Genomic DNA, 22,714 nt, shown 5'->3' on the forward strand with positions numbered 1-22,714 from the left:
GCAGGCAACAAAAAACCGGCGCCATGGCGCCGGTTTTTTGTTGGGGCCCTCCGTTCTGGAGGCCGGTTATTCCTGAGGCAGGTTGTCCTGTTCGGCCTCGGTCACCACCCGCAGATTGCGGGCGGCGGCCACTTGCGGCAGGCCTACGAATTCTCCGACCACCTGACGAAACAGGTGGCGCGCCCAGACCAGCATCGGATGCGTATTGCGGCTACGATGCCAGAACATGTTCAGGCCCAGCGTCGTGTTCAGCTCGGCCGGCAGCGGGAACGCCTTGAGGCCGTAGGTTTCGCAAGCCATGTCCTTGGTCAGTGCGTTGACCGTGAAGATCATGTCCGTCTGCGCGGCCAGTTCGGCCTGGGCGCGCCACGAATGCACCGTCAGCGTGGCATTGCGCTTCAGGCCGCGCTGCTGCAGCGCGTAGTCCAGCGGAATCAGCGCCGGCGCCGGACGGCCCGCGCCACCCGAATGCGCCATGAAGATATGGCTGCACTCCAGGTATTGCTCCAGCGTGCAATCGTTCTTGAGCAGCGGATGATTCTTGCGCGCGCAGACCCACAGGTTCAGCGACGTCACCATTTCCTCGACGATTTCCGGATGGCGCGTCGGGAACGGAGAAAATGCCAGGTCCAGCTCGTTGGCGCGCATGGACGCCACATCACTTTCCCACGAGTGCGATTCCACCAGCCGGATATGCAGGTCCGGCGCGAGTTGTTTGATGCGCAGCACGTAACGGTTGAACACGGTATCGCCCAGCTCGGCCGCAAAGCCGATGCTCAGCGTGCCGGTGGCAACCGCCGGATCAAAATTGTCCGCATCGCCTTCATTGATGGACGACCACAGGTCGAGCATGTCCCGAATCTTCGGACCCAGCTCCAGCGCACGCGGCGTCGGCGTCAGGCCGTGGGGCACACGGATGAAGAGGGGGTCGTCGAAGATTTCGCGCAGGCGGCCAAGCGAGTGCGACACGGCGGGCGCCGTCATATGCATCTTCTCCGCCACATAAGTGGCGTTCCGCTTGCTCAGCAGCTCGGTAAAAATCACCAGCAGCTTGGTATCCACGTTCACCATGATCAGGCCCGGTTGTAATGTCTCGCGCTTCGATGGCCCCACCACTTTCACTGGCTGCACATCAGATATCAACAGATTCTTCCGAGTGTAAGAGAAAAAAACGGCAGGGAAAAGCAAATTCAGCATTTCTTGCACTACGCGGATTGGTAATCAGCGGATTTTTGACAACTTCGAGACAGATAATGTCAAAAACCGCGACCCTGACGCGTACGAACCCCGCTATATTCACCTGAAGGGGCTCGATCCTGCCTTGCGCCCACGCACATTACCTCGGAATTTTCGGATTCGCATCATGACCTCCCCTCGTCTCGGCGTTGATCTCGCCAAAGCGTATCGGCTGCTCAATCACGGCCCCACGGTACTGGTCAGCGCGGCCCACGACGGCCAGCGCAATATCATGGCTGCCGCCTGGGCGATGCCACTCGATTTCGCGCCGCCCAAGGTGGCGGTGGTGCTGGACAAGGCCACCTGGACGCGCCAGCTGCTGGAAGCCAGCGGCGAGTTCGCGTTGCAGGTACCCACGGTCAGCCAGGTCGATATCACCCAGGCGCTCGGCTCCAGCTCAGGCCTGACCATGCTCGAACAGCAAGGCATCGACAAGTTTGCCGCCTACGGACTGCAGACCTTTGCCGGTAGCGTGGTCGGTGCGCCATTGCTGGAAGGCTGCGCCGCCTGGCTCGAATGCCGGCTGCTGCCCGAGCCCGCCATCCAGGCCGGCTACGACCTGTTCCTGGGCGAAGTGGTTGCCGCCCAAGCCGACAGCCGCGTGTTCAGTGAGGGCCGCTGGCACTTTACCGGCCATGACAACCTTCGCACCATCCACCATGTGGCTGGCGGACATTTCCTGGTGGATGGCGATACCGTCGATGCGAAACCGCTGACGCCCTGAACCCGGCACCGGCCAGCAATAAAAAAACGCGCCCGAAGGCGCGTTTTTCATGAGGCGAATGCCAATTACTTGGCAACGACACGTGCCATTTCCAGGCACTTGTTCGAATAACCCCATTCGTTGTCGTACCAGCTCACGACCTTGATGAACGTGCCGTCCAGCGCGATACCGGCTTCGGCGTCGAAAATCGAGGTGCGGGCATCGCCGCGGAAATCCGTGGCAACAACCTTGTCTTCGGTGTAGCCCAGCACGCCCTTCAGCGCGCCCTGGCTCTGGGCCTTCATCTCGGCGCAGATTTCCTCGTACTTTGCCGGGTTTTCCAGTTCGACGGTCAGGTCGACCACCGACACGTCCGACGTCGGCACGCGGAACGACATACCCGTCAGCTTCTTGTTCAGCTGCGGAATCACCACGCCCACGGCCTTGGCAGCGCCGGTCGACGACGGGATGATGTTTTCCAGGATGCCGCGGCCACCGCGCCAATCCTTGTTCGACGGGCCGTCAACGGTCTTCTGCGTGGCCGTGGCGGCGTGCACGGTCGTCATCAGGCCGCGCTTGATGCCCCACTTGTCGTTCAGCACCTTGGCCACCGGGGCCAGGCAGTTCGTGGTGCAGCTGGCATTCGAGATGATCGCTTCACCCTTGTACGTCTCGTGGTTCACGCCGTACACGAACATCGGGGTGTCGTCCTTCGACGGGGCCGACATGATCACCTTCTTGGCGCCGGCGTCGATGTGCTTCTGCGCGCCTTCCTTGGTCAGGAAGATGCCGGTCGATTCGATGACCACGTCCGCACCGACTTCGCCCCACTTCAGTTCCGACGGATCCTTCACGGCGGTCAGGCGGATCTTCTTGCCGTTCACGACCAGCGTGTTGCCTTCCACCGACACTTCGCCATCGAAGCGGCCATGGACCGAGTCGTACTTCAGCATGTAGGCCAGGTAGTCCGGCTCCAGCAGGTCGTTGATGGCAACGACTTCAATGTCCTTGAAGTTCGCGGCGGCGGCGCGGAACACCATGCGTCCGATACGGCCAAAGCCGTTGATGCCGATCTTGATGGTCATGTCTATCTCCTAGAGTGCAATCGATAAAGCCGGTGGCCGGCGCCGGTCGCCGGCGCATCGCACCGGCTGACCGCGCGGGCGGAAATTACTGGGCGAGCGTGGCGCGAACCGTGTCCGCCACGTTGTCTACCGTGAAGCCGAAGTGCTTGAACAGCACGCCGGCCGGGGCCGATTCGCCGAACGTGTCGATGCCGACAACCGCCTGGACCTGGTACTTCCACCAGAAATCGGTCACGCCGGCTTCCACGGCGATACGCGGCACGCCTGCCGGCAGCACGCTGGCCTTGTAGGCGGCGTCCTGCTTGTCGAACACCGTCGTGGCCGGCACCGATACCACGCGCACATGCACGCCTTCGGCGGCCAGCGCATCGGCGGCGCCCACGGCCAGGCCCACTTCCGAGCCCGTCGCCAGGATCACGGCGTCCGGACGCTTGGTGCGCGGGTTCTTCGCATCGCGCAGCACGTAGCCGCCGCGGGCGATGTTGGCACGCGTGACGTCGTCACGCTTCTGGAACGGCAGGTTCTGGCGGCTGAAGATCAGGCAGCTCGGGCCGTTCGTGCGGCGGATCGACTCGGCCCAGGCCACGGCCGTTTCGGTCGTGTCGGCGGTACGCCAGACGTCCATGTTCGGGATCAGGCGCAGGCTGGCCACGTGCTCGATCGACTGGTGCGTCGGGCCGTCTTCGCCCAGGCCGATCGAATCGTGCGTGAACACGAACAGCGTGCGGATCTTCATCAGCGCGGCCATGCGCAGTGCATTGCGGCTGTAGTCCGAGAACGTCAGGAACGTGGCGCCATAGGGCACGTAGCCGCCGTGCAGCGTGATGCCGTTCATGATGGCGCTCATGCCGAACTCGCGCACACCGTAGTTGATGTGGTTGCCCCACGCATCGAAGCGCACGGCCTTGGTGCCCGACCAGTTGGTCAGGTTCGAGCCGGTCAGGTCGGCCGAGCCGCCCAGGAATTCCGGCAGCACGGGCGCGAAGGCCTCGATGGTGTTCTGGCTGGCCTTGCGCGTGGCGATCGTCTCGGCCTTTTCCTCGCACTTGGCGATGAAGGCATCGACGGCGGCATCGAACGAACCGGGCAGCTCGCCGCGCATGCGGCGCTTGAATTCACCGGCTTCATACGGATGCACTTCGGCGTAGGCGTCGAACAGCGCGTCCCAGGCCCTTTCCAGCGCGCCGCCGGTGGCCTTGGCGTTCCAGGCCGTGTAGACGTCTTCCGGCAGTTCGAACGGGGCGTGGGCCCAGCCCAGCGCCTCGCGCGTGGCCAGCACTTCGGCACCGCCCAGCGGGGCGCCGTGCACGTCGTGGCCGCCTTCCTTGTTCGGGGCGCCCTTGCCGATGATCGTGCGGCAGCAGATCAGCGTCGGCTTGTCGCTGGCCTTGGCCTGGGCGATGGCGTTGTCCACTGCCACCACGTCGTGGCCGTCCACGCCGCGGATCACGTTCCAGCCGTAGGCTTCGAAGCGCTTCGGCGTGTCGTCGGCAAACCAGTGCACCACGTCGCCGTCGATCGAGATGCCGTTGTCATCCCAGAGCGCGATCAGCTTGTTCAGCTTCAGCGTGCCGGCCAGCGAGCAGGCCTCGTGGCTGATGCCTTCCATCAGGCAGCCGTCGCCCATGAACACGTAGGTGTGATGGTTGACGATGTCGAAGCCCGGGCGGTTGAATTCCTCGGCCAGCAGGCGCTCGGCCAGTGCCATGCCCACCGCGTTGGTGATGCCCTGGCCCAGCGGGCCGGTGGTCGTTTCCACGCCCGGGGTGATGCCGTATTCCGGGTGGCCGGCGGTCTTGCTGTGCAGCTGGCGGAAGTTGCGCAGCTCTGCCACCGGCAGGTCGTAGCCGGTCAGATGCAACAAGGCATAAATCAGCATCGATCCGTGGCCGTTAGACAGCACGAAGCGGTCACGGTCGGCCCAGTGCGGATTGACCGGGTTATGCTTCAGGTGCCGGCCCCACAACGCCACGGCGATGTCCGCCATACCCATCGGCGCGCCGGGGTGACCGGAGTTGGCCTGCTGGACGGCATCCATGGCAAGCACGCGGATGGCATCGGCCATCAGCTTGACGGGTTGATTGGCAAAAGGACTGGTGGCGGGATGGGCGAGGGCAGACATGCGAGAACCTGACGGCGGGAAAACCGCAATTTTAGCAGAAGCAGGCGGCATTTCCGGGCGCGCAGACGCGGCTCGAAGGGGGTCTCAGACGTGGACCGAATGGCTGGTGCCCGGCGCGGGCACCACGCTGGGCGACATTGCCGTGCTGGCGGCGGCGCGTACGCCGCACCAGCAGGTGGAAATCGGCGAGAACGCGCGCTTTGGTCGCATTTTCCGGCTGGATGGCCGCGTGATGAGCACCGAAGCTGACGCATATATCCAGCACGAACTGATGACCGTGCCGATGGCCGCAGTGCACGGTTCGCCACGTAGCGCACTGGTGGTGGGCGGCGGAGACGGCGGGTCGGCCTTCGAACTGCTGCGAATTCCCACCATGCGGGAAGTGGTAGTGGCCGAACTCGATTCTGAAGTGGTGCGCCTGGCGCGCGAATGGCTGCCCGGCATTCACCGGGGCGCCCTCGACGAACCGGGCGATCCGCGCCTGCATCTGGCGATTGGCGACGGGCTGGGCCTGATGGAAGCGTTTGCGCGCGCCGGGCGCCAGTTCGACCTGATTGTCTACGACCTGACCGAAGCCGACGATGGCAGCCCGGCCGCCGCCCTCTTCTCGCCGCACGGCCTGCAGACGGCGCGGCGTTGCCTGACCGCCGGCGGTGCGATGTCGCTGCATCTGGGCCCGCCCTGGCACCGGACGGAGGCGGCGCGACTGCTGCTGTCGCGCCTGCGCCAGGTGTTCCGCCACGTGGCGCCGCTTGCCACGTTCGTGCCGGCGTACGGTGCGCTGTGGGGAATCGCGCTTGCCAGCGATGCGCTGGACATTGCCGCCCATCCGCCGGAGCGCATTGCGGCGCGGCTGCAGCAGTGGAAACTCGATGGCGCGCTGCGGGCGTACCACGCCGGGCTGCACCCGGCGCTGTTCAACCATCCGCGCCATTTGCAGGCGATCTTCGACAGCGCAGGCCGTCCCGCGTAACATGCACAAACGCCCCGCCGCTGCCGCGCGCGCGGGGCCTTCGTGCCATCCGGGAGACCCGCATGTCCAGACCGCCCAACACGCCCTGGCTGACGCCCTATCTCACGGTCGCCAGCGGACGCGCCGCCCTTGATTTCTACCAAAGGGCATTCGGCTTCGATGCCGGGCATGTCGTCGATGAGAACGGTGTGCCCACGCACGCCGAAATGCACTACCAGGGCCAGATCGTCATCATGTTCGCGCCCGAGGGCGCCTGGGGCAGCACGGCCCGCACGCCGCGCTCGATGGGCGTGGAGGCACCGCAGACGTTCTACCTGTATTGCGAGGATGTCGATGCCATGTACGCCCGCGCCACCGGCGCCGGTGCCATCAGCGTCACGCCGCCCGCCGACCAGTTCTGGGGCGACAGATACTGCATGGTCGAAGATCCCGATGGATACCGATGGGGCTTTGCCACGCCGCTGGCCAAGGCTCCGGACGCCAAACCCACCCCCTGATGCCACCCAGATTCTTTGTCGATGCGGCGCTGGCCGCCGATGCCGTACTTGATTTGCCCGAAACCGTGGTCCGCCATGTGCAGGTGCTGCGCCTGGCCCCCGGCGACGCCATCACGCTGTTCAACGGCCAGGGCGGCAGCCATGCCGCCACGCTCGGCGAGATCGGCAAGCGTCACGCGACGGCGCAGATCGGTGCCCATGACGCCGCCGAGGCCGAAACCCCGTTCGCGATCACGCTGGCGCAAGGCCTGGCCGGCGGCGACAAGATGGACTGGCTGATCGAAAAGGCCGTGGAACTTGGCGTGGCCGCCATCCAGCCGCTGCAGGCCAGCCGCTCGGTGGTGCGCCTGTCGGGCGACCGGGCGCTCAAGCGGCAGGCGCACTGGCAGGCGCTGGTGCAAGCTGCGTGCGAGCAATGTGGCCGTAATCGCTTGCCGGCGCTGGCGCCGGTCGCTACTTTTGAAGCGTGGCTGGCGGCGGCGCCGGCCACGGGTGCCCGGCTGCTGCTGTCGCCACGCGCCACGGGGTCGTTGCCGGAGCTGGCCCACGCCCACCGCGACGCCTGGCGTGCGGAAGGCGTGACACTGCTGATCGGCCCCGAGGGGGGACTTTCCCCTGACGAGGAAGACGCCGCGCGGCGTGCCGGTTTTATCGGCGTGTCACTGGGACCGCGCATCCTGCGCACGGAAACGGCCGGGCTGGCTTGCCTGGCAACGCTGAACGCCATTCTTGGCGGATTTTGAGATAAGGAGTCTAAGATGGGACTACTCGATAGCGTACTCGGTGGCGTGCTCGGCCAGCTTGGCGGCCAGCAGCATGAAGGCCAGTCCGGCGGCATCAATCCGAAGCTGATGATGGCCCTGGGCCTGCTGGCGATGCTGGCGATGCGGCACAAGAGCCAGGGCGCCGACGGCAGCGTGGCGCCGGCCGATGCCGGTGACAGCCCGCTGGGCGGGCTTGGTGGCCTGGGCGGCGTGCTCGGCGGCATGCTGGGCGGCGGCAGCGCACCGGCACCGGGCGGGCTCGACCTCGGTTCGCTGCTGGGCGGCCTGCTCGGCGGACAAGGCGAAGCCGGCGCATCCGCCCAGGCCATGGGTGCGGCCTCGGGCGGCATCGGTGCGCTGCGCGACATCCTGGCCCAGGCCGGGCTGGGTCAGCAGGTCGACTCCTGGATCGGCACCGGCACCAACCAGGCCGTCAGCGCCAACGACCTGTCGGCCGCGCTGGGCAACACCGGCGCACTGCAGTCGCTGGCCGAGACCACCGGGATGTCGTCGGATGATGTGGCGGCCAACCTCAGCGAAGGCCTGCCGGAGCTGATCGACCGGCTGACGCCGAACGGCCAGGTACCACCCGCAGCCTGACGCCCCGTACGTATGTACGGCCGACCAGGCCACAAACAAAAAGCCCGCTGACACCAGCGGGCTTTTTTAATCGGATAGTCCGTTCGAGACGGTCAGGCGAACGAGTAGAACACCCGGAACTGCACCTTGCGCTCGCTCCAGAACTCGGCGGCGTCGCGGAACACGTCCAGCAGCACTTCGCGTGCCTCCTTGTCGAACTTCTGGGCAATCGGCAGGCCTTCGAGCACGATCACGAAACCCGGCTGCGGCCCCGACTTGTGGATCATGTCGGTCAGGCAGTCGGACAAGGCATCGAAATTCTTGCCGAAATGCTTCGGGAACGTGAACTCGGTGGCAATGCGCTCAAGGATCTCGGCCTTGCTGGCGCAGTCGGCACAGTTTGCGTACAGGAAATGCTGATTCAGCGCGGCGGCTGCCTGGGCCAGCTCGGGCACGCGGAATGCGCGGATCGACTGGACGATGTTGGGGCGCACCGTCTTGAACAGATTCATGGCTCCCTCGTTGGTGCCGTCGTCAGCCCATGTAGCCATGACAGGGGCACAGGTGGGCGGAAGTCGGGGCGTCAGATCCTGGCGCGGCATCATCAGCACATTGTCATAAAGGTTCTGGGCCTGATGGTGAGCCCTTTGCCAGCCATCTCCGGCGCCGCGCTCCTCGCGGGCGGCAAGGGCGTCGCCCAATCCGAAAATGTCAGTCATCATTTGGTTATCCGTTTGAAACTGTTGTAGTGGTCTTCCGTGTAATAGCAGTCGTTGGCGGCGCGTTGATCGCCACCGCAAACTATCCGCCTGGCTCCCCGATTCCGGCTTTTGCTGTTCTTGACGGTGTATTCGCGGTAATACCCACGAGGCTGCTGCGGCAGGATGCGTTCGTAGTTGCCGAACCGCGAACCATCCTTGTCATACGGGAACGGGCCGCCTGCCTGTATCAGGTCCATCGTTTGCCGCGCATCGTTGGGCAACTGCTGTGCCTGGATGGTTCCCACCCCGGACACGTCGGTGGTTCCCACCCCGGACACGTCGGGCGACTGCCTTGCCATCGCGCCTTGCGGCGACAGGGCCAGCGCCATCGACAGCGCCGCGCCGGCCAACACGTGGCCCAGGCTTCGCGCCAGGCTCAGGGACTGCCAATGTGACTGCCGCTGCGACTGGCTTTGTGAAATCCGGGAACCCACGATAGTGAATGAATCGTTGGCGAAAGTTGATGGCGGGTCATTCCGGCATCGCTTCAGTCTCTTTATGGACGCCCAGCGGCTGCCGGCACGCCCAGGCGAGCGTCCGCATTCAAAGGCGTAAGGTTACGCGCAAGTCCATCATTAATCAATCCCCGCACCCTGGCGGCCCGAATTTCCTCAATTGTTTCAACATGTTATTGATATGTGTGCGCATACTAACCGCGCAGACGGCAATCTGACACGGACATGAAAAAAGCCGGGCGAACCCGGCTCTTGCACCACTTGGCTCCGGCGGCCAGAAACGGCCGCCGGTAAAAACTGCCGATCAGGCCTTGGCGGCGGCGTCCACCACCACCAGCGCCGTCATGTTGACGATACGGCGCACCGTTGCCGACGGCGTCAGGATGTGAACCGGCGCCTTCACGCCCAGCAGGATCGGGCCGATGGCAACGTTGTTGCCGGCTGCCACCTTGAGCAGGTTGTACGAAATGTTGGCCGCGTCGATGTTCGGGCAGACCAGCAGGTTGGCTTCGCCCTTGAGCGAGCCATCCGGCACCAGCGAATCGCGCAGCTTTTCGTCCAGCGCGCTGTCGCCGTGCATTTCGCCGTCCACTTCCAGATCGGGCGCGCGCTCGCGCAGGATGGCCAGCGTTTCGCGCATCTTGCGGGCCGACGGGGCTTCCGACGTACCGAAGTTCGAATGCGACAGCAGGCCAACCTTCGGCTCGATGCCGAAGCGCTTCAGTTCCTCGGCGGCCATCAGCGTGATCTCGGCCAGCTCGGCGGCGGTCGGATCGATGTTGACGTGCGTGTCCACCAGGAAGATCTGGCGGCCCGGCAGCACCAGGCCATTCATCGCGGCGTAGACGCAGTTGGTACCGCCCAGCACCTGGTCGATGTAGCGCAGATGGGCCGCGGTGGTGCTGACCGTACCGCAGATCATGCCGTCGGCCTCGCCCTTCTTGAGCAGCATCGCGCCGATCAGCGTGGTGCGGCGGCGCATTTCCAGCTTGGCGTACTGCTGCGTGATGCCTTCGCGCGCCATCATGCGGTAGTAGGCGTCCGAGTAATCGCGGAAGCGGTCGTCGTGCTCGGGGTTGACCACGGTGAAGTCGACGCCCATGCGCAGGCGCAGGCCGAAGCGTTCGATGCGGTGCGCCAGCACGGCCGGACGGCCGATCAGGATCGGGTTCGCCAGCTTTTCGTCGACGATCACCTGCACGGCACGCAGCACGCGCTCTTCTTCGCCCTCGGCAAAGACGATGCGCTTCTTTTCCATCTCCACCTTGCGCGCGGCCGCATAGATCGGCTTCATCAGCGTGCCCGAGTGGTAGACGAACTGCTGCAGCTGCAGACGGTAGGCGTCCATGTCCTCGATCGGACGCGCGGCCACGCCCGACTTGGCGGCGGCTTCGGCCACGGCCGGTGCGATCTTGACGATCAGGCGCGGGTCGAACGGCTTCGGGATCAGGTATTCGGGGCCGAACGACAGGTCCTGGATACCGTAGGCCGAGGCCACGATATCGCTCTGTTCCTGGCGCGCCAGTTCCGCCACGGCATTGGCGGCGGCGATTTCCATTTCACGCGTGATCGTGGTGGCGCCGCAATCGAGCGCGCCACGGAAGATGAACGGGAAGCAGAGAACGTTGTTGACCTGGTTCGGGTAGTCGGTACGGCCCGTGGCAATGATGGCGTCCGGACGCACTTCCTTGGCCAGTTCCGGCAGGATTTCCGGATTCGGGTTGGCCAGCGCCAGCACCAGCGGGTTCTCGCCCATCTTCTGCACCATCTCGGGCTTCAGCACGCCGGCGGCGGACAGGCCCAGGAAGATGTCGGCGCCGTCGATGACTTCGGCCAGCTTGCGCTTGTCGGTCTTCTGCTGGAAACGCGCCTTTTCCGGGTCCATCAGCTCGGTGCGGCCTTCATAGACCACGCCAGCCAGGTCGGTCACCCAGATGTTCTCGATGGGCAGGCCCATGTCGACGAGCAGGTCCAGGCAGGCCAGTGCGGCCGCACCGGCGCCCGATGCCACCAGCTTGACCTTGGAGATGTCCTTGCCCACGACCTTCAGGCCGTTGATGACTGCCGCGCCCACCACGATGGCGGTGCCGTGCTGGTCATCGTGGAAGACGGGAATCTTCATCCGTTCGCGCAGCTTGCGCTCCACGTAGAAGCATTCCGGCGCCTTGATGTCTTCGAGGTTGATACCACCGAACGTCGGCTCCAGCGACGCGATGATGTCCACCAGCTTTTCGGGGTCCTTTTCGTCGATCTCGATGTCGAAGACGTCGATGCCGGCGAACTTCTTGAACAGGCCGCCCTTGCCTTCCATCACCGGCTTCGACGCTGCGGCGCCGATGTCGCCCAGGCCCAGCACGGCGGTACCGTTGGTGATCACGGCCACCAGGTTGCCGCGCGCGGTGTAGCGGAACGAATTGGCCTGGTCGGCCACGATTTCCTCGCAAGCGGCGGCCACGCCCGGCGAATAGGCCAGGGCCAGGTCGCGCTGGTTCGACAGCGGCTTGGTCGGGGTGACGGAAATCTTGCCGGGGGTCGGAAACTCGTGGTATTCGAGTGCGGCCTTGCGCAGCGCCTCACGCTGCTGCTGTTTCAGATCGTCTTGGGACGGGGACTGCTGAGGGCTTGTCATCTGCGCATCTTCCGATCGGTGGAGCCGCACTGAATAACGCTGGGAGATCACGGGCCGGCTCCACGAACCCGTTGTCTCCGCTTGTACGCGCTTTTGATTTGCACGCTAAAGGATGGCGCATTTTATATTGTGAAAAACTATTTCACAATGGGCGTTTTGCGCGGGGCACCTTTGCGTTTCGGTACAATATGCCGCATGCCGATGGGCTTGACCAGCCGGTATGCTCCCACCTCATGCCAGATCCCACCCCCGCTTCCCTGTCCGAATTCGATTTGATTCGCCGGTTCTTCACGCGCCCCGTCCAAAAGGCCGCGCTGGGCGTGGGCGATGACTGCGCGCTGATCGACGCCCGGCCGGGCCACCAGCTCGCCATCAGCACCGACATGCTGGTCAGTGGCCGCCATTTCTTCCCGGACGTGCCGCCTCGCTCACTTGGACACAAGGCGCTGGCGGTGAACCTGTCGGACCTCGCCGCCATGGGCGCCGAGCCACGCGCGTTCACGCTAGCGCTGGCGTTGCCGGAAGCCGATCCGGCCTGGCTCGAAGCATTTGCCGGGGGCATGCTGGCACTGGCAGACGACCACGGCTGCGAGCTGATCGGCGGCGATACCACCAAGGGGCCGCTGACGCTGTCGATCACGGTATTTGGTGACGTGCCGCCGCGCCAGGCGCTGCGCCGCGACGCCGCGCGCCCTGGCGACGATATCTGGATTTCCGGCACGCTTGGCGATGCACGGCTGGCGCTGGGCGACTGCCGCGGCGAATGGCTGCTGCCCGAGCCTGATTTCACGGTGATCCGCCCACGCATGGATACGCCTGCCCCACGCGTGGCGCTGGGCATGGCGCTGCGCGGTGTGGCGCATGCTGCACTGGATATTTCCGATGGCCTGATTGGCGACCTGGGCCATATCCTGGCGCGCTCCTCTGTGGGCGCAATCGTGGATGTCGACGCGCTGCCCCGATCCGAGATCCTTGGCGCACAGCCGCTGCCACTGCAGCGCGAATGCGTGCTGGCTGGCGGCGACGACTATGAACTGTGCTTCACCGCCCCGGTGGGCAATCGCGAGGCCATCGCCGCCATCGGCCGGCAACTCGGCCTGCCGCTTACCCGTGCCGGCTCGATCACATCGGAAGCCGGCCTGCGCATCGTCGACGCCAATGGCGACCCGTTCACGTTCACTGGCACGTCGTTCGATCATTTCAGCGCCCCCTGACACATCGCCCGAAAGCCGTGTCATGATGCCAGCCATGCGTGCAACAGGGAGAGTTGCAAGCTTGCGCGCCATATATCACTAGAAAGTCGAGCCAGGTTCTTGATGTCCGCTTACCCACCCGGGGCCGCGCCGCGCGACCCCGCCAATCCTGCCGAGCCCGTCACGCTGGAAGCCGGCCAGACCGCCAAGGTCATGCGCCCGACCTCCCGCTTCATGCTCGGCCATCCTGCCCGCCTGATCGCGCTGGGCTTTGGCTCCGGCCTGTCGCCGGTGAGCCCGGGCACGGTCGGCACGCTGTATGGCTGGCTGTCGTACGTCGTGATCTCGATGTGGATCGAGCCGAATACGTGGCTGTGGATTATTGCCGGTGGGTTCCTGGTCGGCATCTGGGCCTGCCTGCGCACCGCGCGGGACATGGGCGTGTACGACCACGGCAGCATGGTCTGGGACGAGATCGTGGCCTTCTGGCTGGTGCTCGTGTTTGTCATGCCCACCGGCTTCTGGGGCCAGTTCGCGGCCTTCCTGTGGTTCCGCTTCTTCGATATCGTCAAGCCGGCGCCGATCCGCTACTACGACCGCACGCTCAAGGGGCCCGGCTTCACGGGGGCATTCGGCGTGATGTTCGACGATATCTTTGCGGCGTTCTACACGCTGCTCGTCTTTGCCCTGTGGCGCTCGTTCTGAGCGCCCACCCCTTTCGTCACCACTGCATCAGGATTTCCGGGAACCGTCGCCATGTCCGTCAGCCGCCTGCTTGACCAGCTCGCCATCCAGGCCGGAGCCACCCTTGCGGAACGTTCGCTCATGCTGGCCACCGCCGAGTCCTGCACGGGCGGGCTGGTGGCGGCGGCCATCACCGATGTCTCGGGGTCGTCGGGCTGGTTCGAGCGCGGCTTCGTGACCTATTCGAACGAAGCCAAGACCACCATGATCGGCGTGCCCGCCAAGCTGATTCGCGACCACGGCGCGGTCAGCGAGGAAGTGGCCCATGCCATGGCCGAGGGCGCGCTGCTGAACAGCCGCGCGCAGGTATCGCTGTCGATTACCGGCGTGGCCGGGCCGAACGGCGGCTCGCCCGAAAAGCCGGTGGGCATGGTGTGCTTCGGCTGGAGCAACCGCATCACCACCCGCACCGAAACCCAGCGTTTCAAGGGCGACCGCGCCCAGATCCGCCGTCAGGCGGCCGAGCACGCCATGCGCGGGCTGATCGAGATGATCCGGAACGAGGAATAAAGACCATACCGCCGGAATACCGGCGGCGTTTCTTCCCTCACCCGGCCGGGCAAGGGAAGAAGGCAGCGATCAGCCGTGGCGGTAACGGTTGATCGTCTCGCGCGTCTGCAGCGCAACGTTGCGGGCTGCGGCGGCAAAATCCTTGTCGCGGCTGGCGTACAGGATCGCGCGCGAGGAATTGATCATCATGCCGGTGCCATCGGCCGTGCGGCCCGCCCTGACGGTGGCCTCGATGTCGCCGCCCTGGGCGCCGATGCCAGGAATCAGCAGCGGCATGTCGCCCACGATCTGGCGCACCTTGGCGATTTCGTTCGGGAACGTCGCGCCCACCACCAGGCCCATCTGGCCATTGGTATTCCAGCGCTCGCGCGCGGCCTCGGCCACCACCTGGTACAGCGGCTTGCCGTCGACCTGCAGGAACTGCACGTCCGACCCGCCGGGGTTCGACGTACGGCACAGCACGATCACACCCTTGCCCGGATGCGCCAGGTACGGCGACATCGAATCGAAACCCATGTACGGGCTGACGGTCACCGCGTCGGCCTTGTAGCGCTCGAAGGCCTCGATCGCGTAGTGCTCGGCCGTCGAGCCGATATCGCCGCGCTTGGCGTCGAGGATCACGGGAATCCCGGGATGGGCGTCGTGGATGTACTCGATCAGCTGCTCGAGCTGGTCCTCGGCACGCTGGGAGTGGAAATAGGCAATCTGCGGCTTGAAGGCGCAGACCAGGTCGGCCGTGGCATCGACGATTTCGCGACAGAACGAAAAGATTGCGCCGCCAGTGCCGGTCATCGACAGCGGCAGCTTGGCCGGGTCCGGATCGAGCCCGACACACAGCAGGGAATCGTTTCGCTGCCAGGCATTGGACAGCAGCTCGGTAAAGGTCATGGGATGCTCGGTATTCGGGTGAAGCCGGCGGCCCGGCTGTGTTCGACAGTCTTCACAGCATAACGCGGGTAGGCACCGGCCGGTTGGCGCGGCGGGGCGAACGAGGCATACCGCGGCGCGCCGTATGGCGTGGGCGGCATTCTACCTGCTGGCGTGCTATTGTCTGGAGCTTCCGCTTAAAAGAAGCGACCCCATCACATCAGGTCGCCATTTCACCAGAGCCATGCACCTTGACCGCCGCGGTCTCATCCTGCTCGTCATCCTGACGATCGCCTGGGGCCTGAACTGGCCAATCATGAAAGTCGGCGTCGCGCACTTCCCGGCCATGGGATTCCGGCTGCTTTGCATGGCCGGCGGGCTGGTGGCGCTGGGCCTTGCCCTGAAGCTGCGCGGCGATTCGCTGCGGGTGCCGCGCCAGGCCTGGGCAACAGTGGTCAAGCTGGCCATCCCGAACATGGTGATCTGGCATTTGTTCGCAATCTGCGCGGTCAAGCTGCTGTCGTCGGGCCGGGCCGCCATCCTGGGCTACACCATGCCGATCTGGGCCGTGGTCTGGGGCCTGATGATCTTCCGCGAGCGGATCGCGCTGTCGGCGTGGATCGGCATTGCCTGCGCGCTGACCGGCACCGTGCTGCTGCTGTCGGGCGAGATCGCCGCGCTGACCGGCAGCCCGGCCGGCACGCTGCTGATGCTGGTGGCGGCCGCCGGCTGGGGCTTCGGCACCCAGTTGATGAAGCGCACGCAGATCGATGTGCCGATCGGCGCGCTGACCTTCTGGATGCTGGCTGTCACGCTGCCGTTCCTGGCCATCGGCTCGCTGCTGTTCGAGACTGGCTGGCGCATGCCCACCGGCATCGAATGGGCCGCCATCGGCTACAACGCCGTGGTGGTATTCGCGTACTGCCACCTGGTCTGGTTCGCGCTGGCACGCAGCCTGCCGCCCGTGGTGTCGAGCCTGTCGATCATGTTCATTCCAGTGGTAGGCGTGTTCTCGGGCATGTGGCTGCTGGGCGAGACGCCCCACTGGCAGGACTACGCGGCCATCGTGCTGATGTTCGCGGCGCTGTCGTCCGTGATGCTCGCCCCGCTGCTGCGTCGGCGCCTTTGAGCAACACCGGTGCAGAGATTTCGCTTAACAAGCCCCCCCGCGTTGGATTACACTCGCGGCCATCAGAATCCCGGAGAAACTACGTGGGCAGTAGCATCGGGTGTTCGGGTTGTAGCGGCCAGGCCGCGTCATCGCCGGATGCCATGTCACTGCGGGCTGCGTAACGCCGATCCGCGCGGGGCCATTGCCTTGCTCGTCGCCGTACTTGCCCGCAGACACCTGCGGGTGAGTGTGTCTTTCCGTTCCTCCTGCGGCCGCCTTCCGGCTGCCGCGCGCTGCGGATCTTCCCTCCCCCGGCTTGCCAGCCAGATACAGGCAACAGGCAAACGTCATCGCCTTGCAACGGACCCGGCATCCGCCATCCGCACGCAGCGCGATCACGCTTGCCGGCCGCCCCATGGTCGCTTTGCTGGCGATGCCTTGCCTGCGCCTGTTTCCGGACATCGCGCAATCAGTAACAAGGAATCCAAGGGATGATCAATCTGTTCGTCCTGCAGAAAGGTCGGCTCGCCCAGGAGCAGGTCGACGAGCGCAATGAGCTGCTGCAGCACAAGCCCATCTGGATCGACGTGGTCAGCCCCGACGACGAGGAATTGGCATGGATCAAGGAAGCCTACGGCGTAGTCCTGCCGGAACTCGAAGACCTCGGTGACCTCGAGGCATCGGCGCGCTATTTCGAGGGCGAGGACGAGAATATCCATATCCGCACGGACTTCCTGCTGGCGGAAGACGAGGCCTCGCGCAACGTGCGCGTGGCGTTCGTGCTTACGCGCGACGTCCTGTTCTCGATCCACGACGAAGACCTGCCCGTGTTCCGCCTGGTGCGGCTGCGCGCCCGGATGCGGCCCGGTTCGGTTCGCAACGCCAAGGACGTGCTGATGGATCTCTACGCGACCGACGCCGAGTATTCGGCCGATTCGATCGAGGAGATCTACGAGCGGCTGGAAGAAGCCAGCCGCCGCGTGCTGGCCGAGAACGTGACCGATGCCGCCGCGGCCGACGTGCTTGAGACCATCGCACGCGAGGAAGACTTGAACGGCCGCATCCGCCGCAATGTCATGGATACGCGCCGCGCGGTGTCGTTCCTGATGCGCAGCCAGCTGCTGTCTGCCGAACAGCAGGACGAGGCGCGCCAGATCCTGCGCGACATCGATTCGATCGAGAACCACACCGCGTTCCTGTTCGACAAGATCAACTTCCTGATGGATGCCACGGTCGGTTTCATCAACATCAACCAGAACAAGATCATCAAGCTGTTCTCGGTGGTGTCGGTGGCGCTGATGCCGCCCACGCTGATTGCCAGCATCTACGGCATGAACTTCAAGCTCATGCCGGAGCTGGACTGGGCCATCGGCTACCCGTGGGCCATCGCTCTGATGGCCGTGTCGGCGGCAATTCCACTGGTGTATTTCAAGCGCAAGGGCTGGCTCAGCTGAACGGGCGTCAGCTCTCCCCGTCCCCCGACGCAAGACGGGGGTCAGGGGCGAGGGCAGGGCCGTTCCGCCTGCCGGCCTGTCGCAATCTGGACTGCCGGCCTCTCCCCCGCGCCGCTAATCCGGCAGTGTCGCCGCGCCCATGCGCCGGGCGATGATCGATGCCTTGACGCGGAAGTTCACGCGCACGTTGGCGCAGTATTCCTTCTTGTCGAAGCACTTCGGCGCTGGCAGCGCCGCCGCCAGCCGCGCGGCCTGGCCCACGGTCAGCTTCGACGCCGAGGTGTGGAAGTAGTGCTGCGCGGCGGCCTCGATGCCGAACACGCCCTCGCCCCATTCCACCGAATTCAGGTAGATCTCGAAGATCCGCTGCTTGTCGAGCCAGAATTCGAGCATCCACGTGATAGCCAGCTCCTGGCCCTTGCGTACGTAGTATTGCTCCGAAGACAGGAACAGGTTCTTGGCAAGCTGCTGGGTAATCGTAGATCCGCCACGTTCGATATGGCCGCGCTTCTTGTTGCGCTCCCACGCGTCCAGCATCGCGTCGAGTTCGTAGCCGGGATGGTTGACGAAGTCGGCATCCTCGCTGGCAATCACCGCGCGCTTGATATTGCGCGACATCTGGTCATACCCCACCCACTTGCGGTCGATCGAGCAGCTCCAGAAATTGAAGCCGCACAGGCGCCAGCGTTCGGCGCGCATGAATGACGTGGATGACGGATTCAGGTACTGCCAGGCGGCAATCTGCAGGAAAAAGTACAGCTGCAGCGCCAGCACGCCGATGATCAGGCATTCGCCCAGATAGCCGATCCAGCGCAGCGGACTGGCCGCGCCGGATACCTTGGCAGGTGCGCGCGCGGCGCCGCTTCGCTGGCGTGCCAAGTCGGCTCCGCGCGGGGATCAGCGGGTGGCTTCGGCCTGCAGCGCGGCGCGCAGCTCGGCCAGGACCGGGGCGGTGCTCGGACGCACGCCGCGCCAGTTGTAGAATGCCTCGGCGGCCTGCTCCACCAGCATGCCCAGCCCGTCGGACGTGCGGGCGCCGCACTTGGCCGCGTAGGCCAGGAACACGGTCGGCTTGGCGCCGTACATCATGTCGTAGGCCAGCACGCCCTCGCCCAGCAGGTAGTCGGGCACCGGCGGCAGTTCGCCTTGCAGGCTGCTGGCCGATGCGTTGATGACCACGTCGCAGCCCTCGTCCTCGGACAGCGCGTTCAACGCATCCAGACCGCCAGCCCACAGTTCCACGCCGTACTGGTCGGCCGCTTCCACGAACTGCTCGACCATGTCGCTGGCCTTCTGCGCCGTGCGGTTGGCGACCACGATCCGCGCCGGGCGGCATTCGATCAGCGGCAGCAGCGCACCCATGGCCGCGCCACCGGCGCCCAGCACCAGAATGCGCTTGTCTTCCAGCAGCACGTCGAGGTTGTCCTGGATATCGCGCACCAGGCCGACACCGTCGGTATTGTCGCCATGGATCATTCCGTCCTCGATCCACATCGTGTTGACCGCGCCGGCGGCTTCCGCACGCGGCGTCAGGCGATCCGCCAGGTCATAGGCTTCGAGCTTGAACGGCGTGGTGACGTTGAAGCCATGGCCGCCGTCGGCCAGGAACTTGCGCACGGTGTCGGCAAACGCGTCGAGCGGCGCCTCCAGGCGATCGTATTCGACGGCCTCGCCGGTCTGGCGCGAGAACGCGGCATGAATGGCCGGCGAGCGGCTGTGCGATACGGGGTTGCCAACCACGACGTAGCGGTCGGCGGATTGCTGTTCTGCGGTCATCAGCGTCCTTGCAGCCGGACGTCGAGCCCGCTGCGTGTGAACTTGAAAGTGGAAATGACTTCGAGGATGTCCTGCTTCGCCTGCATCTCGGGCGTGAAGGCGCCGAACGGTGCAGCAGCGCGGACGATCGCCACGGCCTGGCGGTCGAGCGCGGGATCCCCCGAGCTCTTTGCCACGTCGATGGACTCGATGTTGTAGCCGTCGCGGTTGTAGCCCAGCTTGCCCTGACGGTTCACATTGATCACCAGGATCAGCTGGCCATAGAGAGGCTTGCCGCTCTTCTGCGGGAAATCGCTGGTGCCGCGCGCCTCGATCTTGCGGCGCAGGCGGTCGTAATACTGCGCGTAATCCACGCCCTGGGCGCTGGTGGCCGTCAGCTGCATGCGCTTGGGCCGCTTGGCGTAGTGCTCCAGGTTGCGGCCGATCTCGGCTTCGAGCTTGGCCATCTCGTCGGTGGAGGTGCGCTCGTCCTGCCCGCGCGTCGGGGTGTCGGTGCGCTGCTCACCCGGCTTCATGGGCTGGCTGCGTACCGATGGCGCGGCCTCGCGGGCCTGCGTCATCAGGCGGCGCTGCTCTTCCTCCAGTTCCTGCAGCCGGCGCTGCGTCAGCTTGATGAGGTCGCCTTCCTTCGATTCGGTCTGCGCCGGTAGCGGCGTGGTGGCGCGCTGCGCATCGTGGTCGCCGCCGCCGTCGAGGTTGGCCTGCGCCAGCACGGTCGGGTTGCGCGGCTTCTCGGCGGACTTCGAGTTCACCAGCACCACGTCGAGCTGCGGATCGGAACGCTTGATCTCGAACACCTCCGGCGCGGCAATCCGCACCATCAGCAGCACCGCATGGATGACCACGGACACGGCAAGCGCCTTGACCAGCGTGTTGCTGGATTGCCACCAGTCGCGCGGATGCATGTGGCGGGAAGCTGGGAGAACGGCGTTCACGATGGGTCAGGAACCTGGGCGGTCGGTATGGGGGGGCTCGCTCGAAAACCGGCCACCCCACGGCGGAGGGGGGCCGGAACCGACTTCGATTGTACGGGAGCCGCCCCGTTTACCGAAGGACTCAGACGGGGGGGTTGGCGCCGGTGTCGCGTGGCGCCGACGCATCGTCGCCATCCGGGCCCGCCTCCGGGCTGGCGCCACCCTCGGCTGCAGCTTCCGAGGCATCTTCGGCAGCCGCCTCGGCCGCCGCCTCGGCGGAAACCTCGGCCAGTTCCTGACCCTCCGTCGGGCTTTCCTGCTGGCCTTCCTGCTGGTCGTCGTCGCTGTCGCCCTCGAGCTCTTCCTCGGGTACCTCGCCCTCGCCGGCGAAGACTTCCAGCACGCGGCACGACACTTCGAGCGAAATCTCGTCGGTCGACGCAATTTCCAGCAGCACCTGGGTGCCGCGGTTGGCGTGCGCCAGTTCCGGCACGCGCGTTACCAGCGGAATCTCGGTGAAGCGCACCGCGCCGTCCTTCAGCACGGTCGCCATCAGCTTGTCGCGGTTCTCCTGGGCCAGCCAGCGCAGGCACCAGTAGCGTTCCATGGTCGACTGGTGGTCGGCATAGGCGGCATAGGTGCCCTCGAAATCGGCCACGGCCGCCAGCAGGTCGGCGTCCTTGGGCTTGAACGGCGCCACCAGCTTGGCCGTGACACCATGCTGGGCCACCGCCAGGATCTGCCACTGGTTGACCAGGTCGACATAGCGCCGCAGCGGCGACGTGCTCCACGCGTACTGCGCCACGCCCAGGCCTTCGTGCGGCGCCGGGTAGGTCTGCATGCGCGTTCGGTGCATGCCCCAGGCCTTCTGCGTGCGATAGATGCCCGGCACGCCGTGATCGGCCAGCAGCTTGCCCCACGTGCTGTTCGCCAGGATCATCAGCTCGGCCACGATCTTGTCCAGCGGCGATCCGCGGCGGCGCTGCTCGATACGCACGCGCTCGCCGCCACCCGCCAGGGGATCGATATAGAAGTTGAAGTCCGCGCGGTTGTGCGTTTCCGGGCGCAGGCCGCTTGCCAGTCGCGCCTTCTGGCGCTCGTCATGCAGGTGGTTGGCCAGGCGGAACAGCTCGGTCAGCGCCTCGCGGAACGGATAGTCGCCCGTGCCGGCGGCCAGCGCCTGTTCGGTCACCACGTCCTCAAGCAGGTTGTGGCGCAGGTTCGCGGCGATCGGCACCAGCTCGGCGCGCGTTTCGCTGCCAAGGATCTCCACGCCGTCGGGGCCGTCCATGTCCACCGTCACGTACAGCGACAGGGCCGGGCAGGTGCGCCCTTCCTGCAGCGTGTATTTGTCCACCACGCTGTCGGGCAGCATCGTGATCTTGTCGCCCGGGAAGTACACGGTCGACAGGCGGTGGCGCCCGATGGCGTCGAGCGGCTCGCCGCGCCGGATACCCAGCCCCGGGGCGGCAATGTGGATACCCACCCGCAGCTTGCCGTCGGGGGTGCGCGTCACCGACAGCGCATCGTCGATTTCCGTGGTGGTGACGTCGTCGATCGAGAATGCCTGGACGTCGGCCACGGGCAGGTCGCCGGCGGGCTCGGGCACGTCCACATCGGGGAAGCCCGTGCCTTTCGGGAAGCACTCGGCCAGGAACTTGGCCTCGTGCAGCGCGCGCGGGCTTTCCACGCCGCCCACCGCCACCATCAGCCGCATCGGGGTCATGCCCAGCGCCGTGCAGGCGGCATCCATGGCCTTGTATTCAAGGCTGTTCTTGTCCGGCTTGAACAGCAGTTGCAGCACCTTGCCGCGGAACGCGTCGGGCAGCTTGCGCGCCTTGAGCTGTTCCTCGTACTCGGCCTGCACCACCATTTGCTGCTTCTTGCGCTCCACCGCGGCCAGCGCGGCCTTGAGCTGGTCTTCCGGGGCGCGCATGTAGCGGCCGCGGCCCTTGCGGCGGAAATAGACGGGATTGCCATGCAGCGCCATGGCAAGCGCAGCCTGCTGCACGGCGCCGGCATCGGCACCGTAGTACTCGGCGGCCAGTTCGCCGAAGCCGAATTCCTCGGCCGGCGCACACTCCCAGAGGAAGTCGAGATCGATCTCGGCGGTCAGTTCGCCGGTTTGCCGCACCATTTCGATTGCCGAAGGCTGGGCAAACTGCAGCAGCACGTCCTTGGCCTTGACTTTGGTGCGCTTGCCCGCAGGCAACTCTACCTGGTAGGCCTCGCCCTGCTGGGCAAGTACGGTGCCGGCGCGAATCTCGCCGCCTTCTTCGAACAGCAACTGCATGGATCGATACTTTCAGAAGTGCCGGGACAGGCCGGCGTGGAGTGCGCT

21 protein-coding genes are annotated in these 22,714 nt (G+C 65.5%); 10 read left to right on the forward strand and 11 right to left on the reverse strand.

Features of this window, described 5'->3' with window-relative positions:
• Window positions 1-66 precede the first annotated feature (66 nt).
• Complete coding sequence (locus ACOABP_RS06240) at window positions 67-1,071, reverse strand: LysR family transcriptional regulator (RefSeq protein WP_474227778.1); 1,005 nt, start codon at window positions 1,069-1,071, stop codon at window positions 67-69.
• A 292-nt stretch (window positions 1,072-1,363) separates the two neighbouring features.
• Here ACOABP_RS06240 and ACOABP_RS06245 point away from each other — a divergent pair, with 292 nt between their 5' ends.
• The gene (locus ACOABP_RS06245) at window positions 1,364-1,960 is read left to right on the forward strand and encodes a flavin reductase family protein (RefSeq protein WP_474227414.1); all 597 of its coding nucleotides are present in this window, start codon (window positions 1,364-1,366) and stop codon (window positions 1,958-1,960) included.
• A gap of 65 nt (window positions 1,961-2,025) precedes the next feature.
• On the opposite strand, the gene gap is transcribed toward ACOABP_RS06245, so the two are convergent.
• On the reverse strand, window positions 2,026-3,024 hold the full coding sequence (gene gap, locus ACOABP_RS06250) for a type I glyceraldehyde-3-phosphate dehydrogenase (protein WP_153947266.1): 999 nt from the start codon (window positions 3,022-3,024) through the stop codon (window positions 2,026-2,028).
• A gap of 85 nt (window positions 3,025-3,109) precedes the next feature.
• Window positions 3,110-5,197 (reverse strand): transketolase, encoded by a 2,088-nt coding sequence (gene tkt / locus ACOABP_RS06255; RefSeq protein WP_474227415.1) that lies wholly within the window; start codon window positions 5,195-5,197, stop codon window positions 3,110-3,112.
• Window positions 5,198-5,252: 55 nt separating this feature from the next.
• Here tkt and ACOABP_RS06260 point away from each other — a divergent pair, with 55 nt between their 5' ends.
• The 4 genes from ACOABP_RS06260 (at window position 5,253) to ACOABP_RS06275 (ending at window position 7,980) form a co-directional block, all read left to right on the forward strand.
• Window positions 5,253-6,119, forward strand: coding sequence for a spermine/spermidine synthase domain-containing protein (locus tag ACOABP_RS06260; protein ID WP_474227416.1), 867 nt, complete (start codon window positions 5,253-5,255; stop codon window positions 6,117-6,119).
• A gap of 62 nt (window positions 6,120-6,181) precedes the next feature.
• Window positions 6,182-6,616 (forward strand): VOC family protein, encoded by a 435-nt coding sequence (locus ACOABP_RS06265; RefSeq protein WP_474227417.1) that lies wholly within the window; start codon window positions 6,182-6,184, stop codon window positions 6,614-6,616.
• Window positions 6,616-7,359, forward strand: coding sequence for a 16S rRNA (uracil(1498)-N(3))-methyltransferase (locus ACOABP_RS06270; protein ID WP_474227418.1), 744 nt, complete (start codon window positions 6,616-6,618; stop codon window positions 7,357-7,359). Before ACOABP_RS06265 ends, ACOABP_RS06270 begins: the two co-directional genes overlap by 1 nt.
• 15 nt (window positions 7,360-7,374) lie before the next feature.
• A complete protein-coding gene (locus ACOABP_RS06275) occupies window positions 7,375-7,980 on the forward strand; it encodes a YidB family protein (RefSeq protein ID WP_474227419.1) in 606 nt (201 codons plus the stop codon).
• A gap of 92 nt (window positions 7,981-8,072) precedes the next feature.
• Here ACOABP_RS06275 and ACOABP_RS06280 read toward each other — a convergent pair whose 3' ends face one another.
• From ACOABP_RS06280 to ACOABP_RS06290, 3 genes are all read right to left on the reverse strand, one after another.
• On the reverse strand, window positions 8,073-8,681 hold the full coding sequence (locus ACOABP_RS06280; RefSeq protein ID WP_066732280.1) for a barstar family protein: 609 nt from the start codon (window positions 8,679-8,681) through the stop codon (window positions 8,073-8,075).
• Window positions 8,678-9,049, reverse strand: a complete 372-nt coding sequence (locus tag ACOABP_RS06285) for a guanyl-specific ribonuclease (RefSeq protein ID WP_474227420.1) — start codon at window positions 9,047-9,049, stop codon at window positions 8,678-8,680. Before ACOABP_RS06285 ends, ACOABP_RS06280 begins: the two co-directional genes overlap by 4 nt.
• 430 nt (window positions 9,050-9,479) lie before the next feature.
• On the reverse strand, window positions 9,480-11,804 hold the full coding sequence (locus tag ACOABP_RS06290) for an NADP-dependent malic enzyme (RefSeq protein ID WP_474227421.1): 2,325 nt from the start codon (window positions 11,802-11,804) through the stop codon (window positions 9,480-9,482).
• Window positions 11,805-12,037: 233 nt separating this feature from the next.
• Here ACOABP_RS06290 and thiL point away from each other — a divergent pair, with 233 nt between their 5' ends.
• The 3 genes from thiL (at window position 12,038) to ACOABP_RS06305 (ending at window position 14,251) form a co-directional block, all read left to right on the forward strand.
• Window positions 12,038-13,018: a thiamine-phosphate kinase gene (thiL, locus tag ACOABP_RS06295; RefSeq protein WP_474227422.1), complete on the forward strand. Its 981-nt coding sequence runs from the start codon at window positions 12,038-12,040 to the stop codon at window positions 13,016-13,018.
• Between the two features lie 102 nt (window positions 13,019-13,120).
• Window positions 13,121-13,702 (forward strand): phosphatidylglycerophosphatase A family protein, encoded by a 582-nt coding sequence (locus ACOABP_RS06300; RefSeq protein WP_474227423.1) that lies wholly within the window; start codon window positions 13,121-13,123, stop codon window positions 13,700-13,702.
• A 51-nt stretch (window positions 13,703-13,753) separates the two neighbouring features.
• Complete coding sequence (locus tag ACOABP_RS06305; protein ID WP_474227424.1) at window positions 13,754-14,251, forward strand: CinA family protein; 498 nt, start codon at window positions 13,754-13,756, stop codon at window positions 14,249-14,251.
• 69 nt (window positions 14,252-14,320) lie between these two features.
• On the opposite strand, the gene pyrF is transcribed toward ACOABP_RS06305, so the two are convergent.
• On the reverse strand, window positions 14,321-15,139 hold the full coding sequence (gene pyrF, locus ACOABP_RS06310) for an orotidine-5'-phosphate decarboxylase (RefSeq protein WP_474227425.1): 819 nt from the start codon (window positions 15,137-15,139) through the stop codon (window positions 14,321-14,323).
• A gap of 223 nt (window positions 15,140-15,362) precedes the next feature.
• Between pyrF and ACOABP_RS06315 the strand changes: the two genes are divergently transcribed.
• Together ACOABP_RS06315 and corA are read left to right on the forward strand one after the other, a co-directional pair.
• Window positions 15,363-16,247, forward strand: a complete 885-nt coding sequence (locus ACOABP_RS06315; protein WP_474227426.1) for a DMT family transporter — start codon at window positions 15,363-15,365, stop codon at window positions 16,245-16,247.
• Between the two features lie 473 nt (window positions 16,248-16,720).
• A complete protein-coding gene (gene corA / locus ACOABP_RS06320; protein WP_066732294.1) occupies window positions 16,721-17,683 on the forward strand; it encodes a magnesium/cobalt transporter CorA in 963 nt (320 codons plus the stop codon).
• A 114-nt stretch (window positions 17,684-17,797) separates the two neighbouring features.
• Here corA and mtgA read toward each other — a convergent pair whose 3' ends face one another.
• The 4 genes from mtgA to ACOABP_RS06340 form a co-directional block, all read right to left on the reverse strand.
• Complete coding sequence (gene mtgA, locus ACOABP_RS06325) at window positions 17,798-18,499, reverse strand: monofunctional biosynthetic peptidoglycan transglycosylase (RefSeq protein WP_474227779.1); 702 nt, start codon at window positions 18,497-18,499, stop codon at window positions 17,798-17,800.
• An 81-nt stretch (window positions 18,500-18,580) separates the two neighbouring features.
• Window positions 18,581-19,459: a shikimate dehydrogenase gene (gene aroE, locus ACOABP_RS06330; RefSeq protein WP_474227427.1), complete on the reverse strand. Its 879-nt coding sequence runs from the start codon at window positions 19,457-19,459 to the stop codon at window positions 18,581-18,583.
• A complete protein-coding gene (locus tag ACOABP_RS06335) occupies window positions 19,459-20,364 on the reverse strand; it encodes an energy transducer TonB family protein (protein WP_474227780.1) in 906 nt (301 codons plus the stop codon). Before ACOABP_RS06335 ends, aroE begins: the two co-directional genes overlap by 1 nt.
• A gap of 151 nt (window positions 20,365-20,515) precedes the next feature.
• Window positions 20,516-22,666 carry a ribonuclease catalytic domain-containing protein gene (locus ACOABP_RS06340; protein WP_474227428.1) on the reverse strand — a complete coding sequence of 717 codons (2,151 nt, stop codon included), beginning with the start codon at window positions 22,664-22,666 and terminating at the stop codon, window positions 20,516-20,518.
• Window positions 22,667-22,714: the final 48 nt, after the last annotated feature.

Source organism: Cupriavidus sp. HE11 (assembly GCF_056097175.1).

Coding starts and splice junctions, on each gene's coding strand:
- ACOABP_RS06285 (WP_474227420.1), bottom strand. CDS start 9,049: ATGGCGCTGGCCCTGTCGCCGCAAGGCGCGATGGCAAGGCAGTCGCCC.
- pyrF (WP_474227425.1), bottom strand. CDS start 15,139: ATGACCTTTACCGAGCTGCTGTCCAATGCCTGGCAGCGAAACGATTCC.
- ACOABP_RS06270 (WP_474227418.1), top strand. CDS start 6,616: ATGCCACCCAGATTCTTTGTCGATGCGGCGCTGGCCGCCGATGCCGTA.
- aroE (WP_474227427.1), bottom strand. CDS start 19,459: ATGACCGCAGAACAGCAATCCGCCGACCGCTACGTCGTGGTTGGCAAC.
- ACOABP_RS06315 (WP_474227426.1), top strand. CDS start 15,363: ATGCACCTTGACCGCCGCGGTCTCATCCTGCTCGTCATCCTGACGATC.
- ACOABP_RS06240 (WP_474227778.1), bottom strand. CDS start 1,071: ATGGTGAACGTGGATACCAAGCTGCTGGTGATTTTTACCGAGCTGCTG.
- corA (WP_066732294.1), top strand. CDS start 16,721: ATGATCAATCTGTTCGTCCTGCAGAAAGGTCGGCTCGCCCAGGAGCAG.
- ACOABP_RS06290 (WP_474227421.1), bottom strand. CDS start 11,804: ATGACAAGCCCTCAGCAGTCCCCGTCCCAAGACGATCTGAAACAGCAG.
- ACOABP_RS06265 (WP_474227417.1), top strand. CDS start 6,182: ATGTCCAGACCGCCCAACACGCCCTGGCTGACGCCCTATCTCACGGTC.
- ACOABP_RS06335 (WP_474227780.1), bottom strand. CDS start 20,364: ATGCATCCGCGCGACTGGTGGCAATCCAGCAACACGCTGGTCAAGGCG.
- ACOABP_RS06280 (WP_066732280.1), bottom strand. CDS start 8,681: ATGATGACTGACATTTTCGGATTGGGCGACGCCCTTGCCGCCCGCGAG.
- ACOABP_RS06340 (WP_474227428.1), bottom strand. CDS start 22,666: ATGCAGTTGCTGTTCGAAGAAGGCGGCGAGATTCGCGCCGGCACCGTA.
- ACOABP_RS06300 (WP_474227423.1), top strand. CDS start 13,121: ATGTCCGCTTACCCACCCGGGGCCGCGCCGCGCGACCCCGCCAATCCT.
- tkt (WP_474227415.1), bottom strand. CDS start 5,197: ATGCCGCCTGCTTCTGCTAAAATTGCGGTTTTCCCGCCGTCAGGTTCT.
- thiL (WP_474227422.1), top strand. CDS start 12,038: ATGCCAGATCCCACCCCCGCTTCCCTGTCCGAATTCGATTTGATTCGC.
- ACOABP_RS06305 (WP_474227424.1), top strand. CDS start 13,754: ATGTCCGTCAGCCGCCTGCTTGACCAGCTCGCCATCCAGGCCGGAGCC.
- ACOABP_RS06245 (WP_474227414.1), top strand. CDS start 1,364: ATGACCTCCCCTCGTCTCGGCGTTGATCTCGCCAAAGCGTATCGGCTG.
- ACOABP_RS06275 (WP_474227419.1), top strand. CDS start 7,375: ATGGGACTACTCGATAGCGTACTCGGTGGCGTGCTCGGCCAGCTTGGC.
- gap (WP_153947266.1), bottom strand. CDS start 3,024: ATGACCATCAAGATCGGCATCAACGGCTTTGGCCGTATCGGACGCATG.